At 35.1% G+C, this 18,302-nt stretch carries 10 protein-coding genes; 3 read left to right on the plus strand and 7 right to left on the minus strand.

Translation table 11 applies throughout. The features are described 5' to 3' along the window. Nucleotides 1-399: 399 nt before the first annotated feature. Nucleotides 400-1,506, plus strand: a complete 1,107-nt coding sequence (gene asd / locus GFK82_RS00185; protein ID WP_226810944.1) for an aspartate-semialdehyde dehydrogenase — start codon at nucleotides 400-402, stop codon at nucleotides 1,504-1,506. 872 nt (nucleotides 1,507-2,378) lie between these two features. On the opposite strand, the gene trpS is transcribed toward asd, so the two are convergent. The 7 genes from trpS to otsB form a co-directional block, all read right to left on the minus strand. After that, on the minus strand, nucleotides 2,379-3,383 hold the full coding sequence (gene trpS, locus GFK82_RS00190; protein WP_226810945.1) for a tryptophan--tRNA ligase: 1,005 nt from the start codon (nucleotides 3,381-3,383) through the stop codon (nucleotides 2,379-2,381). A 568-nt stretch (nucleotides 3,384-3,951) separates the two neighbouring features. Beyond that, a complete protein-coding gene (gene rpe, locus GFK82_RS00195) occupies nucleotides 3,952-4,632 on the minus strand; it encodes a ribulose-phosphate 3-epimerase (protein ID WP_226810946.1) in 681 nt (226 codons plus the stop codon). Between the two features lie 49 nt (nucleotides 4,633-4,681). Further along, nucleotides 4,682-5,494, minus strand: coding sequence for an adenine-specific DNA-methyltransferase (gene dam, locus GFK82_RS00200; protein ID WP_226810947.1), 813 nt, complete (start codon nucleotides 5,492-5,494; stop codon nucleotides 4,682-4,684). Between the two features lie 494 nt (nucleotides 5,495-5,988). After that, nucleotides 5,989-7,074 (minus strand): 3-dehydroquinate synthase, encoded by a 1,086-nt coding sequence (gene aroB, locus GFK82_RS00205; protein ID WP_226810948.1) that lies wholly within the window; start codon nucleotides 7,072-7,074, stop codon nucleotides 5,989-5,991. A 43-nt stretch (nucleotides 7,075-7,117) separates the two neighbouring features. After that, nucleotides 7,118-7,642, minus strand: a complete 525-nt coding sequence (aroK, locus tag GFK82_RS00210) for a shikimate kinase AroK (protein ID WP_226810949.1) — start codon at nucleotides 7,640-7,642, stop codon at nucleotides 7,118-7,120. A gap of 3,084 nt (nucleotides 7,643-10,726) precedes the next feature. Continuing rightward, nucleotides 10,727-12,109, minus strand: coding sequence for an alpha,alpha-trehalose-phosphate synthase (gene otsA, locus GFK82_RS00215; protein WP_226810950.1), 1,383 nt, complete (start codon nucleotides 12,107-12,109; stop codon nucleotides 10,727-10,729). Next, nucleotides 12,106-12,894, minus strand: coding sequence for a trehalose-phosphatase (otsB, locus tag GFK82_RS00220; RefSeq protein WP_226810951.1), 789 nt, complete (start codon nucleotides 12,892-12,894; stop codon nucleotides 12,106-12,108). The genes otsA and otsB overlap by 4 nt, the downstream gene beginning before the upstream one ends. Nucleotides 12,895-15,027: 2,133 nt before the next feature. On the opposite strand from otsB, the gene rfbC reads away from it, so the two are divergent. After that, on the plus strand, nucleotides 15,028-15,570 hold the full coding sequence (rfbC, locus tag GFK82_RS00225) for a dTDP-4-dehydrorhamnose 3,5-epimerase (RefSeq protein ID WP_226810952.1): 543 nt from the start codon (nucleotides 15,028-15,030) through the stop codon (nucleotides 15,568-15,570). 1,085 nt (nucleotides 15,571-16,655) lie between these two features. After that, nucleotides 16,656-17,573: a recombination-associated protein RdgC gene (rdgC, locus tag GFK82_RS00230; protein ID WP_226810953.1), complete on the plus strand. Its 918-nt coding sequence runs from the start codon at nucleotides 16,656-16,658 to the stop codon at nucleotides 17,571-17,573. Nucleotides 17,574-18,302 lie beyond the last annotated feature (729 nt).

Raw genomic sequence — 18,302 nt, forward strand, 5'->3', positions numbered from 1 at the left:
TAAGAAATAAGAAAATAGTGATTAATTTGAGATGATGGTATTCCCTGATTAATACGGGGAAGTCTATTAGTAGACTACTAGTCTAGTAGTGGTTTATTTAAAAAATGCAATCAATATTATTGAACGATAAATTCAGATTATAACGTAATTTCTTCAAAAGACAAACAATTCTGCTTTTAACAAAAAACTACCCGATACGTGTATTGATGCTTACTGTAGAACTTAGCTAAGAGCAGCTAAAGTAGAATATAAATACAGTTGTTTAAGAAGATGAAAATCAAATTATTTTATTTTCAGTATTTCAGGTAACCTTTTGAAGTAAGCGGAGTGTGTTTTACTTACGCAGTACAGAAAAAGCTTGAGAATATTTTTACTCCTTCTATGGTAGGATAATTAAACATGAAAAACGTTGGGTTTATTGGGTGGCGCGGTATGGTCGGTTCAGTGCTAATACAGCGCATGATCGAAGAAGGCGATTTTGATCTTATCCGTCCAATATTTTTTTCGACTTCCCAGTATGGGCAGTCCGCACTGACATTAAATACCCAGAAGTATATGCTAGAAGATGCCAGAAATCTGGAAGCGCTCTGTGCGTTAGATATTATTATGACTTGTCAGGGGGGTGATTATACTAATGAAATCTATCCGAAGCTACGTGGAATGGGTTGGCAGGGCTACTGGATTGATGCAGCATCATCACTCCGAATGCGTGATGATACAATTATCGTTCTAGATCCCGTTAATCAGACGGTAATTCAACAAGGTTTAGAAGATGGAATCAAGACTTTTGTCGGCGGTAACTGTACTGTTAGTTTAATGTTGATGTCGCTTGGTGGTATATTTTCTCAAGATTTAGTCGAATGGGTTTCGGTCGCTACCTATCAGGCCGCATCTGGTGGTGGAGCACGTCACATGCGTGAACTCATAGTACAAATGGGGAAATTGTATGACACGGTAGCTAACCAATTAAATGATCCAGCATCGGCTATGCTAGATATTGAGCGTCAGGTCACAGACCTGACTCGTAGTGGTATGTTACCAACAGAGAATTTTTCGGTACCACTAGCTGGTAGTTTGATCCCCTGGATTGATATAGAAATGGAAAATGGTCAAAGTCGTGAAGAGTGGAAAGGGCAAGCTGAAGCTAATAAAATCCTAAATACACATCAGGTTATACCGATTGACGGGCTATGTGTAAGAATAGGTGCACTACGTTGCCATAGTCAGGCATTCACATTAAAGCTAAAAAAGGATATTCCTTTGGTCGAAATTGAACAATTTCTTACTAATCATAATGATTGGGTAAGTGTTATACCTAACGACCCCGATTCTTCGATGAAGGAACTAACACCAGCGGCTGTGACAGGTACCCTGAAAACACCGGTGGGTCGGCTTCGGAAGTTGAATATGGGAGGGGAGTATCTCTCAGCTTTTACTGTTGGCGATCAATTGTTATGGGGGGCTGCAGAACCGCTACGCCGCATGCTGAGGCAGTTGTCTTGTTAATTTGTAGCGCTGCTGTTGTTACTATTTATTCAAGGAGACACTATTTATCCTAGATAATATCTAAGGATATACTTCTTGTACTTTTTGTATAGATATTGCTTATGTGCTAAATCAGGCGAGATAGTTTTTCAACTATGTTGCCTATCTGCTTCTAATTGTCTAATTTCTTTTCTGGAAAAATTTTTTAGATTGTTCAACTCTATAACCTCTCCCAGAGAATATTATGCATTTTAAGTGCTGCATGGAAAATCCTAAAGGAAAATAAGTGAAACAGTTGATATATAAGGAAATATTTTTATTAGAATAATTTATGTTGAATCTTGTGTAAATTATTATAGATACAAACAATATTGAACTATTTGCTATCTATTAAAATATTGCTGAATTGTAGATAACTATATTAATGTAGTATGACTTCTAATGTTTTATTAGAATAGAGATGGTAGTTGTAAAGCATATATCTCTATATGCATATCTTTTTCTATGTAACAGCGAGTTCTCTGAGTCTAAAAAGACAGACTATGAGTTGCTTACCACGATCAGTTTAAATCTAATAAAGACGCATAAAAGATGCTAAGCATAAATCGAAAAAAATCGTCTTCCCATCACCACTCGATCTCAATCTACATATAATATCGGTAACAAGCCTTGATCTTTCCATCTGAACATCATGAATAGGGAAAAAATTCATACGAAAACTATACCCGATCTCTCTAATAGAAGATACTGTTGTGTGTAACTAATTGAGAACATATCTATATTCTCAATCCCCTTGTATATTTTGACTTTTATAGACTTCCCATAACATGAAGGTGCAGTGCGTAAAGGTACTGCAGATGCCTGACTTTCTACTGGGATTTTAGAAAAAACTTTTAGGGTTTAGGAACAAGGCCAACCGCTTGATAGACATTGGCTAATGTAATACTAGCTTGAGCGTGGGCTTTTTCCGCTCCATCTCGAAGGATGTGGTTAAGATACGCTTCGTCAGGACGTATGGCATAGTAGCGAGTTTGTAAAGAGATCAGCATTTTCGATATCGCATCTGCAAGAGTTGATTTTAGATGACTATACATTTTTCCAATAAAAGCCTTTTCTAATTCAGCTAGAGATATACCGGTAATTCCCGATAGAATATCTAGCAAATTGGAAATAGCGGGTTTAGTGATAGGTTCATAACGTACTAATGGTGGATTGTCGGAATCCGTTATCGCACGATTAAGTTTTGTGACAATAGACTGGGGATCTTCTAGTAGAGTGATTACGTTATTAAGGTTGTTATCCGATTTAGACATCTTTTTTGTTTTATCTAACAATGACATAACCCGTGAGCAGGAGGTTGGAATAAATGGTTTCGGAATAGTAAAAATCTCACCATATAGCGCATTGAATCGTGTAGCAATACTTCGGCTTAGTTCTAGATGTTGTTTCTGATCTTCTCCAATCGGTACATGATTGCTCTGGTAGAGAAGAATATCTGCTGCCATTAGTACTGGGTAATCAAATAGCCCAGCATTAATATTTTTGGTATTAAGGGGTTTTTTTTGTTTAAACTGGGTCATCCGATTCAGTTCGCCAAAATAAGTATAACAGTTAAGAAGCCACCCAAGTTGACAATGTTCCGGTACGTGAGATTGAAGAAAAACGGTACTTTTGTCTGGATCGATACCGCAAGCAAGATACAATGCTAAAAGATCAAGTGTCGCTTTACGCAATTGCTGGGCATTTTGACGGGTAGTGATAGCATGTAAGTCGACGATACAATAAATACAGTGATATGCATCTTGCATGGTGACCCAATGACGCAATGCACCCATATAGTTGCCAATAGTAAGTGTTCCTGACGGCTGCGCGCCGCTAAATACGATGGGCTTACTCATTTTAAATTTCCTGATCGACAGACGGTGGGAAGCTAAGCGCGTGGCAAAAAAATAGTAAAACAATTTAGAACATAAGCTATATAACTCAAAGTGACTATTTCAATATAGCCAAGATATCAAAGAAGACGATGTTAATATTGAGACATCTATCAGCTTTAACCGAGAAGTGTCTTATGGCCTTGATCGGTGATCAACAGTATGCTAGCGAGATAAAGCTTTGTAAGCTTTATCCCTATATACAATAGAGAAGAATCTAACTTCTTTGTTGTGATCCTATCATGGTCGACCATCCAGTTAAAATAGAGTTTAATGCTAAGTAAGTTTTATAGCATTGCCTTAACCTAAAATTACTTGTGAGTTATCTCTTTCATTAGTAGATTTTAACATACAAGTATCTTTGTTGGTTTTGAAAATAATCTTTAGCCTGTTGTTAAAGTTTTAGATTTTTTTTCAAAAATTTCACTGAGATGACTATAGTCTATGAAACCCTAGCAGATTATCTAGACACTCATATCTATTGTTATTAGGATATGAGTGTGATTAATGAGAGATATTGAAATAGATTATTTTAAGCATTATCTGAAACTCCTGTCAATGCATAACGCATGGCATCAATAACATCACGGTAATTTGGTTGGCTGAATATAGCTGAGCCTGCAATAAATATGTCTGCACCTGCCTTAGCAATAGCATAGATATTATCTATTTTAACACCGCCGTCTACCTCTAGACGGATATCTTTACCGCTACGATCGATAAGGCGGCGTGCTCGGTGTAGTTTATCTATAGTTGAGTGTAGAAAATCCTGTCCACCAAATCCGGGGGTGACCGACATTAGGAGTATAACGTCTAGTTTATTTATGATGTATTCAAGGTGGTTAAGGGATGTATCGGGATTAAATGCTAGTCCGGCTTTACATCCCTGATCTTTGATCAGCTGAAGTGAGACTTCGATATGATCTGATGCTTGAGGGTGAAAGGTAATATAGCTAGCGCCGGCAGCGGCAAAATCTAAGATGAGTCGATCTACCGGTTTTACCATTAAATGTACGTCAATAGGAGCTGTAATGCCATAACTTCGGAGTGCTTTGAGGACCATTGGTCCCATGCTCAGGTTTGGAACGTAATGATTATCCATTACATCAAAATGCACGATATCCGCTCCGGCGGATATAACTTGGGCGGTTTCTTCACCTAATCGCGCAAAATCCGCGGAAAGAATGGAGGGGGCGATTAAAAAATTTTTCATCCATGTCTCCCGTTAATTATAATTACTGCCTTCTGTAAGGCAGAAATTCTCAGAGGTATAATGCTAGCAATTCATTTACGCTATGGCGCCTAAAAATATTACTGCTAATCGTTCGGCGAACTGTAACATGGTACAGTACTGCATTATCATACCATTTTCGGGTTAGTGCCGTATCGTGATTAGAGATTAACACTGGTATACGACTTTCTCGAGCTAACTGATTTGCAAGGCGAGCTAGGTTCTCCTGTTCAGTTATATTAAAATTATTAGCATAGTATGCTGTAAAATTAGCGGTAGCAGAGAGCGGTGTATAAGGTGGATCGCAGTATACTACTGAGCCCAGTACAGCGCGGGACAGCGTTTTCTGGTAGTGCTCGCACAGAAATATCGCCTGTCTAGCTTTTTCAGCAAACCGATAAAGTTCTCTTTCCGGAAAATATGGTTTTTTATATCGACCAAAAGGGACGTTAAACTTTCCATTTAAGTTATATCGGCAGAGGCCATTATAGCAATGCCGGTTAAGATAAAGAAATAGTACCGCCCGCCGATGAGCGTCAGTGCAAAAATTAAACTCATTGCGTAATAGGTAGTAAACTTCAGAAATATTGGCGTCTACAGCAAATAATTCACGTGTTTCACGGATAAAATTGTTTGGATGCGATTTTAAAATATTAAATAGGTTAATTAGATCACGATTGATATCAGCTAGAATATATCTTTCATAATCCGTATTGAGAAATACGGACGCTGCACCGACAAAAGGTTCTATTAGGCAATCGCCCGCTGGTAAATAACGGCGAATGTCTTCCATTAGTAAATATTTTCCACCGGCCCATTTTAAAAACGCACGGTTTTTTTTCATGCCTTTGTTACTTACCATACTCTTTGGAGCTGCGGATTTGATCCTGTTTAATATACTACTACTGCGCGATAGTGCTATTTTTAAAATAGCTCCAGGATTTAAATCCTTAAGTGAATGAATTTATCACGCATAAAAAATTTTATTACATTTAATAATAGTATAGATCCATTTTGTTGACGATCACTAGATTCAATTTTGCTTGCAGTTTTTTATCCATTGATTGCCTCTTTGTCGATATTAAGCTCTATTGCTGTGCGCATTGGTAGGGGGTGGTAACGGTGTAGTCGATAACCATTTACACTCTTTAAATGAAGAGATGTACTGATATCAGACTGAGTAATCTAACGGTAGATAGAAGAAAAACAGATCCCAACATTATTAATGTTGACTATCTCCGGCCCACTAATCTCATCGCTAGTAAGTCATTCGATCAATATAATGGCGAAAAATGGTGCAGCCATTACGTTCTTTCCATGAATATAGAGTCAACCTTTTTAGACCTGGCAATCCTGAATTGATCTTAATATTATATGATCAGGTATACCGCTTCGTACTTCAGCATAACCAAGTTTTACAGGTATCACCAATCTTTGTTGGTTGGCAATGACTTTTTTATCTCGCATCATATGTGGTAGATAATCTTCCGGTGTCATTTCTATCGGACCTTTGACGGGTAACCCAGCGCGTACTAGCAAAGCGCTAATTCGTTTGACGTCTAGATCATTACACTGTCTGAGTCGCCGAGCGGCATGTGTTGCCATCATCATCCCGGCTGCCACTGCTTCACCATGCAGCCATTTTCCGTAGCCCATGTGGGTTTCAATGGCGTGACCATAGGTATGCCCTAGATTAAGTAGGGCCCGCTGACCTTGTTCTCGTTCGTCAATAGCTACTACGGCTGCTTTTAGTTCACAGCAGCGACGGATGCAATAGGCCATCGCCTGCGATTCGACTGCCAGCAGTGCTTCAAGATTAGTTTCAAGCCATTCGAAGAATACTGCATCTAGAATAATACCGTATTTAATAACTTCTGCTAAGCCCGAGGATAATTCCCGCCCCGGTAGTGTATTCAAACAGTTTAAATCGATTACTACTGAAGCGGGCTGATAGAAGGCACCAATCATGTTTTTACCCAAAGGGTGATTAATGGCGGTTTTACCGCCCACGGCGGAATCAACTTGCGCGAGCAGTGTGGTAGGCACCTGGATAAAACGTACACCACGTTGATAGGTGGCGGCAGCAAATCCAGCTAAATCTCCGATGACACCGCCACCAAGTGCAATAATAGTGCTGTCACGACCATGGGGTTTCGTTAACAATGCAGTGAAAACCTGATTTAGTGCTTCAAGTGATTTATTTTGTTCTCCAGCGGGCAAAATTACTCGATCGATGTCTATACCACCTTTATTTAAGCGATTGTATAGGGAGTCCAGATATAGTGGTGCAAGATGGTCATTGGTTATGAGCATAGCCTTATCGCCACATGTTAATGGCCAAAAAGACACCAAATCATTAAGTAATCCGGGGGCGATGGTAATTGGGTAGCTTCGTTCCCCTAATGCAACGATAATCCTCTCCATGGGACGCTCCATGACCTTGTCGTTGGTATTTTGTTAACCTAGATTAGTTGTTTTCTAGCATATTAATAATTTGGTTGGCAACAACTTTTGGACTGTATTCGTCGGTGCAGATAATCATATCAGCTATTTCTTCATAGAGAGAGTTACGTTCGCCAGCTAAAACTTCAAGTGTCTCGCGTGGAAGAACGTCTACTCCTTGTAAAAGCGGGCGTTTTTTATCCCGCTGTGTACGAGCCAGCTGTTTTTCGACAGTGGTTTTGAGATAAACAACTATGCCACGTGCGGAGAGACGATTACGTGTTTCACGTAATTTCACGGAACCACCGCCCGTGGCAAGAACGATCCCCTGTTTTTTAGTGATTTCATTAATAACTTTTTCTTCTCGATCGCGGAAACCATCTTCGCCTTCTAGGTCAAACACCCACCCAACATCAGCTCCGGTGCGTCTCTCAATCTCTTGATCCGAATCAAAAAACTCCATATTAAGTTGTTGAGCTAACTGGCGTCCAATTGTGCTTTTTCCTGCACCCATCGGCCCAACTAGAAAGATATTGCGTTTCTCTGCCATATTTTTCGGTATTGCTAAGATTATTCGTTAATGACAACCCGCCCCGCCAATCAAATTAGCGGCGGGACCTAAACTGAAAATGTATTACTGTGATAGCTAATCGTTTTCATTTTAACAACATGATGTAGATTGAGAAGAGGATCTCATCTTCTATATACATTTTCATACTTACGCTTTTATCTCATTTATTGCAGAAAAACTAATGTCGAAACAAGGGATTTTAATTAAATGCCGATGTTTATATTGGTTTGATAAATATCATGTCGACTTTAGTGGAGTGGTATTGCCTATCATGATAATATCACTTTATTTTAAAATTAACTAACCTCGTTCAGGTTAATCATGTCACCAAAAGCCCATTTTTGGCTATAATTCAAGAATTAGATGGTAACTATCTCGATAAACCGGGTGATTTGGCAATCGGTTAAAGCTATGTTTATACTGTAAGGAGGATCGATAATATTGTTATCAATATAATATGTTTAAAATAGTATCATGCAAGATACTAATATATAAGTCAGGTTTCTGATACGGATTGGATTAATAACAAAATGTGTAAATGATTATAGTATACTTATCCTCATTTGGTTTAAGGGGCACAAGAATCCATTCTTGACATATTGGGTAGGCAGATTAAAATATTAGTTCGCTCTTTTTATAAAGAGCGGACACTTCACATTGAAAAAATATTATGGTTCCTATTTTTAATAGTCCCAAATCTAGCTGCGTGACGATTTTTTGTAAAGTACAATAGTGTTTTACTCCTCAATTCTAATGGAAGCAATACCTGATTGTAGAGGTAAAGAGAACTGTATTCTGTGATCTCAAGTTTTTTATCAGAATAGAAAAAGTGGTTTTCAATTATCTTTTCTGTAAAGATTATTAAATCCAAGAGTATATTATGAATTTGCAATATCGGGGATTCTGATAAGGTTAAGATAACGATTTACATCAGATTATATACATAATAATTCGAACAAGAGTACGTATTGGTGAGGATGTTTCAAGCAGCATCGAGAGAGTCTGTAAATTTCTTTTTGTTGTTTATCTCTCAATGGGTGTATTGATATACACAATGTTCAATTAAGATTGAACCAGCATTGTCGAATTGGTTATGGTTTGAGTTTTGTAGATATTGGATGTGTCTTTTCTGTGACAGTTTTTATTTTCATATCTAGATGACTAGGCTTGTAATTTTTTATCAGGTTATATCATTGTTTTTGTATTTTAATTGATATCATTTTACTTCCATTAATGCGTTTCTATGTAAATAATATGTTTATCTTAACTCAGGTGATGATAAATTTTGGAAATTCAGGAATCACAAGCACTTTTATGGAAAATAAATAGATATATGTTGTATGGAAAAATAAGCATGGTTTTCATAAATAAAGAATGGAATTCTTTGTAAAAAATCGAGCATGCGGGGATGATGAGAAAAAATAGCTGTTAACGTCGGGCTTTTTATTAATAAATTCTCAATATAGGATTTTAAGAATACATAATGACAATAAAGGTCACTCGTTACTGGCCGTATTGTCCCTTTTAATCTTGGAAGTGGTTATTTCATAGGTTATAGAAACAACATCATAATATAACTAAGTGGTGTAGTATTAATTGTTTTTGAAACCAAAAATTCCTCTATATTGCAAGATGCACCTCTTTGTTTATATTGTCTTTTATTTAATTGTCCTTAGGTGTTTTATGAAGATGTAGGCTATTACTTTATTTATATATTTATTTTATTTTTTCAGAAAAATGGACTGATACTTCCCACTAATAATGCTCTCTCCAAGAGAGTATATGGCAGTAAACTTTTATAAGCATCCCATCCATAGTGATATAAAATCGGTGGTCTTCCTATTATAAATAGGCTCATTTTTTGATACTTTTTTGATATAGATTTGATTGTTTTTTATTTTGTTATCTTTAACAAGATGCGGAATTTTGATAAATAAGAAACATAGTAATCTTGTTGGTTGTATGTTTTTTATAAAACATGTTTTCATATAACATGGAACAATCTATTTTCAGTTCAGATGCACTGATTAAAAGAAACCTGCTTATCTATAAAAAATTAAGCAATAAGGATTTGTATAATAACTCCAAATCTAATTAGTAATCGTGTACATTTCAGTGTATGACAAACCTCACACTGGATTACACTCAAAATATTTTTTTAAATATAATTTTTCTTTTAAAATAAAACTTAATACTCTATATTTAGATTATATTTACTCGCGAGATTAAACGATAAAATCTAATTGTTTTAAATATGATGATGTGTTTTTTATAATGTGAGTTTTTTCGACAATCTCACCTGTTTTAGATATTATATTGGTTTGTCTACGATAAAAGCAACATGTATTAAAATTAGATTTCTCGATGCTTATTAAAGCAAGAGGTGTGGAAATTGAATTTGTATAAAAAGAGAAATATTAAACTTTAAGCTTAAGTCGTTTATAATATGCACTGTTTTCTTAAAAATTTTTAAAAACTTTTCGAGGTTGTTTTGTACTATATAGAAGTGAAAAATAAATAGATTTTAATCTATCTTTAATGGGATGAAAATACTCGAATATATAGAAAGATATATGTATTTCCTAAAATAGGATTCTTAATATTAAAGAAGGTCGCATATTAGATAGTGCATATCAAGGTATGAATTATTTTTAGTAAGATGATGAATGTAAAATTTCCTACAAAATAGTTTTATCTTTATAAGTAATTGAATATGATTATTCCAAAATATACATAAATCCGAAAATAGATTATTTTCGTTAATGCAAGGAGTAAGATACTATATCTTTTAATGAAAAATGGAACAAGATTATATATAGATTATTTAATCGAAATGATTCTTGAATAATAGCATATTTTTAAAATCATAGAAAATACATGAATAAGATTTATGCATGGTATGTGCATTCCTAACATTGGATAACATAAAAGATGTTTTTAACCTAGGCAAGCATTTTTCTCCCGAAGAGACATTAGCTTTTTTGTGATCCACCTGGGTGATATACGTCATCCTGCTTTAGGGCAGGATAACGGTAAGAATTATTGAGTGATGACGGAGAGGCTTTACCCGGCAGGTTTGGAGTTAGAGGAGTTTTTTAAATCTTTTAGAAATGATTGACGCCAATGCAAAATGTCATTTTTTTTGATTACCGCGATCATTTCTTGATGTCTTTGCTTACGCTCTTTTAGAGGCATAGTGAGAGCTTTATCTAAAGCGGCGGCAACGCCATCACGGTCATAAGGATTGACTAATAGAGCAGATTTCAACTCGTTGGCCGCACCGGCAAAACGAGAGAGAATTAGTACGCCAGGATCATTGGGATTCTGTGAGGCGACATACTCTTTGGCGACTAAATTCATCCCGTCTCGTAGTGGCGTTACTAATCCTACCTCACAATGCCGAAAGATCTTCATGAGCAAGCTGCGTTCATAATGTTGATTAAGATAAAACAGTGGTGTCCATTCTAATGTAGAAAAGTGGCCATTAATACGACCTGCTTCCGTTTCTAATTCATGCCTTATATCTTGGTATGCCTGTACATCACCCCGTGATGTGGGTGCAATCTGAAAATAACGAATATTTCCTCGATGCTGCGGATAATTCTCTAGTAGAATCTCATATGCTTGAAAACGTTCCGGTAACCCTTTGGAATAATCAAGACGATCAACGCTAATAATTAGTTGGCCGTTCATTTTATTTCGCAAATGGGCAAGTTTAGGTGGTAAGAGCCCCTCTGCAAGCTCCCGGATACTATCCGGCTCAACGCCAATAGGATAAACCCGTGCTATTGATGTTTTATCATCGATTGTAATGCCATCATTATCTAGTTCTTTTACAGTTGTGACTAAGGCTAGATTTTCAATAAATGCTTGTCGATCGCTTTCTGTTTGAAAACCTAACAAGTCATATTCACAGAGTTTCTTCAACAGGTCTTTACGGGGAGGTAATGCATTAAAGATTTCCGAAGTGGGAAAGGGAATATGCAGAAAGAAACCAATACGGTTTGTCATGCCTAATTTACGGCAAGAAGCGGCAAATGGTAGTAAATGATAATCGTGTATCCACAGTATATCGTCTTTATCTACCAGAGGATTGAGACGTCCTGCTAGCATGTCATTGACACGACAATACCCATCATAATCTTCACGTTGGTATTGTACTAAATCAAGACGGTAATGAAAGGCGGGCCAGATAACAGTATTGGAAAAATTGAGATAATATTGATTATATTCGTGTTGCTTTAAAGTAAATGAAGCAAAGGTTATATTGTCTTTCTGATTTTTTTCGAGAGGTTCATCTTCTTCACTGATTTTTCCATTCCAGCCAAACCATAAACCACCCTGATCTTTAAGCGAATCTCTTATGGCAACGGCTAGACCACCAGCACTTTCTTTTTTACTTTCAAAGGATGCTATTCGATTTGATACTACCACTAGGTGATTCATACAACCTCCAGAACCGAGTGTTTTGTTTTAATAAAATGTTTTTTATGTTGTTTAGCTATACTGAGTATCCACTTGTGTACATGCTCTACATCATTTAAATGATAGCGGGCAACTGTATTGCCAGGTCCGACTTTAATTGTAATTCCTTGTAATCTATTAATTTCTTTAAAACCGGCTTCGTCGGTAAGATCATCGCCAATGAATAACGGTATCCGCCCGATAAAGGGTGTTTCTTGCATAAAATTCGATATTGCCACACCTTTATTAACGCTAGCAGGCTTAAGTTCCACCACGTATTTACCGAGTTGTAATGCTAATTCTGGATACCGTTTTACTTGTTCTTCTGCTATCGCCAACATTTGTTTGTGATAGTTTTTCCCCTGACGATAATGTAAAGCAAATGCCTCTCCTTTATCTTCCATATGGCAACCACTGAATACTGAAACAGATTTTTTAAGTTCTTGTCTTAAAACTGTTTTTATATTCATTGGTAATATCACATAATGTAATTTTCCCTGTGCATCTCGTCGTTCTGCACCATGAATTCCAGCGACAGGTCCACACAGGGGTGCGCTTAGATTATCTAGTTCGACGATGGGTCTCCCTGAGATCAGTGCTAATGCACCATTAGTGATCACGGAAAGTGTGCAAAGAGCTTGTTTGATATCTTTAGGTATCATTACCCATTCAGGCCGCATTTTAATTTTAGCAAGCGTTCCGTCCACGTCAAAAAAACAAGCAGTATTCGTCAAGAGGATAGGAGGTATTGAACAATTTTGAGTCATGTATTTTTATCCTTGTTCATTATTTTTTATTTTATCGAAAAGATAGTGTCCTTTTTTTTAATCAATTATGTGTAACTGTGTACTTATTTTTATAGACTGTAGTAATGTTTTATAGTCTTTGTTAAGGTCGAGTAATTAGATAGATTTTATATCGTTAACAACACTCTGATGGTGAAGATTAATGTTGTCAGTCTTAATTGACATGAAATAGGTTGAGCGTAATATCATGTCAATGCGAAATCGGGCGATCAACATTACATCTATCAGCAATATGTAAAACGTTTTAACATCGTTTCTGCTATTAGGGGGGTTAAGTAGTAGGAACACGCTAAACTAGCGTGTATATGATAATAAATTGCTTTAGGTATAGAGATGTCGCATCTGTATTAGTATTATCTTAAACTATTATTTTGATTCATTGAAATTACTTTCTTTCGAAAAAGAATTATGTAATTGTTTTAAACAATTCACGTTTTACTGTGTGGGAATTTTTATGGACGGTAACTTGAGTTTTATTCTCTATTCATGATTGGGGTAATTTTTGATTTCAGAATTTAATATATCGATTCAGTGTAATATTGAAAATTTGAGTAGAACATACATGGTAGTTGTCTACCAAATGACATTTTACATACCGATTCGATGATTTAGGTATATGGTTTCTCAGCGAACATGATAATTTCTTTAATATTTTTCCTATCATAACACTATGAATTTTTTTTATTCATGTTTTCCCTTTTATTCATGTGACTACTGAAAATATACTTGAGGATAGAAAATCATGATAATATACATTGATGGTTAGGTTATAATCATTCTTGAAATTAGTATGGCAATTCAAAAAAGTCACAACTAAATATATAGTGTAAGTGGCGTTTTAGGGTATCTAATCGTAATTCTTGATTAAGAGAACTCGATCATGCTACTGGGGATTAGAGTTGTAAAATCGAGTTTTTTATGGACGGAATTGTACTTCCATACAAAGCGGTGTGATAATATATTTGAATTTTTTCTTTTTTTAGATGATTGTTCTACTGTGTTCTTATGCGAAACATTTGATACCTAGATATATTTCGATTAAGCTCTCAATACTATTCTCTTTGAGAATAGATATGATAGTAAGGAAAATGGATTTAGTGACACTGTTAATTGAAAAAGTTAAAGAATAAAGCATTAAAATACTATGTTATAACGATTCACATCTGAACTTTTTATGATGTTTTAAAAATAAAAAATAACGCAAATCCTAGGTAATCCATGATCTGGTATTTACAATTATAATATCTATACACTAAACTAATATAGTTTTTAGACTCTCTGAGAGAAGATATAGATATGATATAAGTGGTTTAACATCCTTTTTATAGCGCTTAATTTATAGTATTTTTTTGGTTTATGGTTGGTTGTATTTATAATAAATCATATAACTCAGCCCCACGATAAAAACGAATGTTTTTTTATAAAAACAATGTTTATTGCTTCATAAGGTATACTTATGAATATTGAAGCAATATCTGTAACCTACAGTAGGTTTTTCAAGCATGATTCTTTATCACCATCCTCAAGAGATGTATTGTACAGTACGGAAGCCTTGGTCAGGCTATATGGTTTTATTAAAATTAAACTTCTTCGCTATAATATTTTTTATTTTCAGTATCAAAGAATTTGAGGGTGACTATCAATTTCAAAGAATTAATAATAAATTTATGAGGTTTTATAAAACAATTTTCATCCGGGAAAATATTTTCCCTCTAGATGAGTAGAGCGATTTTTTTAAGATATTGCTAATTGTTTATCTGAGTTCTATCAGAGGATACATTTAGTTCAGGCTCATCTTTTTTCTTGAGATGTAGTAGATTCTTTAAAATATATGTGATGCATGCAACGTAACGTAGCCTCAGTGGACACAAAGAACTCTATCATCTTTTAAAAATACTCATGTCTCGATAAGATTGCTTACACATTACTTTTATTTAGTTTTAAAATGTTTTATATGAAGTATACGATGTCAGACTAATATAGTCTTAACTATATTTATTGACATAATGGTATCAATGCCAATAAAGTATCACTAAAGAGTTAAAATTTTTTATTCGTTATAGATTTTTTCATATATCACGCTTCATGAGAATAATGAAAGTTATTAATAGTAAAATTAGTGATGTAAAGATTATTCATCCAAGAATATTTAGTGATTTTCGAGGTTTTTTTTTTGAAACGTTTACAAAAAAACGTTACAAAGAGATGCTCAATATAGATCTGGATTTCGTTCAAGATAATTATTCTCGGTCATCTCGTGGAGTATTACGTGGATTGCATTTTCAGAAAACAAATCCGCAGGGTAAACTTGTTCGTGTAGTGCGTGGTGCCGTGTTTGATGTTGTCGTGGATATTCGTCTTGGTTCATCAACTTATGGTATTTGGGAAGGAGGGATCCTGTCTGAAGAAAATAAAATCCAATTTTGGATACCGCCTGGTTTGGCGCATGGTTTTATAGTATTGTCTCCTTTAGCTGATTTTGAATATAAATGTACAGATTATTATCAGCCTGCATACGAAGATTGTTTGCTGTGGAACGATCCAGAAGTTGGTGTTAATTGGCCGTCTTATATCAATAATCCGATACTTTCAGAAAAAGATAAGCGTGGAAAGCTCTTGAAAGAAATACATCCATAACATTGCTGTTGAGTTATATGAATGGGTATTACTAAATATGATTTCTATCATTGATACTCACTTGCTTAAATAAAGTTTTTTAAACTTCAGAAGAGATCGGGTTTTTAATAAAATACCTGAATTACAGATGTTTCAAATACGGTTAATATGTGATTATGTAATTGTTTTATGTTCATTAGCCAATAGTTATGAAAAAGTTTTTAAATATAACGGTACAATATTTATCTCCATAGAGATAATTTCATTATCTATTAGAATTACTCCCTTATGTAAAAAGATAAGCAAAGCATTTTCATACCTGATGGTGTAACGTGCCATTTTAACTCAATAGAAATATACTGCATCTTTTTTTAAAAAGTCGGAAGACTTTAGATATTTCTTGAATATTCTTTTGAGCTTTTTTACCAGAGAATATTGAACTACGAGAAATATTATTATGATGAGAACATCAAGTAAATGACACATAACTATTTTAATAGTTACAGGTTTTCAATATCACACTGCATGTACATAGAGTTATCTCATCAAAAAAAATCCGTGTTTTAGTGTGTATTAATGTGGCACCATTAAGAGAGAGAATTTGGTGATCGCTTATTATAATCGATCTTGTTTTTTCATTGAACGATAGATGTTAATAAAGGATCTGTTCTTTGTTAGAGTCATCCAACCTTCTATGAAAGTATTAGTGAAAACCATGCCATTATGATTGATAAGTACCATATGTTATAAAAACACTCTTTAACAAGAGAATCTCTCTATACCAGAACATCGGTGGGATTTTGGCGATGTGTTCATTGAGTTTCGAGAGAAAAAATTAGAAAGATCTCGATTAGAGTAGAGACATCTCTATGTTAGAGACATGTAGCGAAATCAAAATCAAGTAGTTTTTAATACCTGCAAGCATCATTTTGGAAGAAATGATACCGCTGATTTATTATATGGTTTGTATGATGCTCACTTTTCTTTAAAATTATTCCCCCTGGAGTAGAAGACGGATGATTTTAATTGCTTTTTTAGTAATTACATTTAATCATGAATATTATACGCCCTGTATTTGAAGGTGCATTAGGTTAAGGATATGTATTATGTTATGGTTTAAGAATATCATTCTTTATCGTTTAAACCAGCCGCTTCAGTTTTCATTGGATAAAATCGAGCAGCAGTTATCCACTTTTGCTTTTACATCTTGCCATGAGCAGGAGATGAAAAGGTCTGGCTGGGTTTCCCCTATGGATGAGAAAGGTGAATCCTTTACGTATATGATACCAGGACATCTCCTTCTTTCTCTTCGAACAGAAGAAAAAATTCTTCCGACTGCCGTAGTGAAAATGGAGCTCCAGAACAAAATTGATCAGCTAGAAAATAAACAAGACCGAAAACTACGAAAAACTGAAAAGAATGCACTTAAAGATGAGGTTATACAAACATTAATGCCTCGTGCTTTTAGTCGGTTTACTCATACATTATTGTGGTTAGACCTCATTAACCATTTTGTAGTAGTCGAAGCTAGTAGCTTTAAGAAAGCTGAAGAGTGTTTAGCATTACTACGAAAATCCATTGGTTCTTTGTCGCTATTTCCGTTGACTATGGAAAATCCGATTGAAACAACATTAACAAAATGGGTGAACGGTGAGAAAACAGCGTCGGGGTTTATGATGCAGGATGAGGCTGAACTAAAGGCGCAATTAGAAGTTGGAGGTATTGTTCGTTGTAAAAAACAAGATTTATCTAGCGCGGAAATTTTAGCACATCTCAACGCGGGGAAACGAGTAACAAAACTAGCGTTAGATTGGCGTGATCGGGTTCAGTTTATTCTAAGTGATGATGGTACGCTCAAAAGATTACAGCTCTCTAATAAGGTGCAAGAGAAAAATGCTGATATTGATCGGAATGATCTTTCGGCATGTTTGAATGCTGATTTTAGGTTAATGACCGAGGAACTAACGGTCTTAATTAAGGAGCTTATTGTAGAGCTAGGCGGCGCGGTATCGCAAGAGGGTTGAGTATTTCCTAAAATCGCTAGCCAGTGTAGCGTAACAGGGGAAATAATAAAAGTCACAGAAATTTCATATGAATTTAGAATATAAGAAAAAACAAGCAGAAAAGAAGTTTATAGGTAAATAATGGCCTATAGATAGTGTATCCATACCAATGTTGATTTTTTATTCAATATGTAAATGAATACTTCAGTAGGTATTTAAAAGATAGAGATTGAATTTTATCATGGTCTTTTATAAACCTGGTACCGTATTATTTAATCTTAATTACATCCATGCATGATAGCACATGGATGGCTATATACTCGAGCTGTAATGAGAAGAGTGTTATTACAATGCAATGGAAAATTTACAGTGATTTTTATATCATTTTACTGGAGTATTGTCGCAGATTCACAATTTAATCCATAAATTTCTTGTGATTGTCTTGCAGCATTAGTTCAATTTCTAATGAACATATTAATTTTTCAGTCTTTTTTCTTCACTTCCCCTAATTATGAATCGAAGTCATAAACATTTAGTGTCTTGACACTAAATACGATCTACATAAGGAGCAGTTCAAAGAACATCACTAACGTTAGAAAATATATTACCTAAATATATCTTTAGTTTATATTATGAGGTTGATATAGTAAAGATTTATTAATGAAAGATAGTCATATAAAGCATTGAATATATAATTAAATTGTTGATAGATAAGATTATCTGCTTTTTAAGCACGTAAGGTGTTCTCTC

This window comes from Candidatus Steffania adelgidicola (assembly GCF_020541225.1).
GTDB lineage: Bacteria > Pseudomonadota > Gammaproteobacteria > Enterobacterales > Enterobacteriaceae > Steffania > Steffania adelgidicola.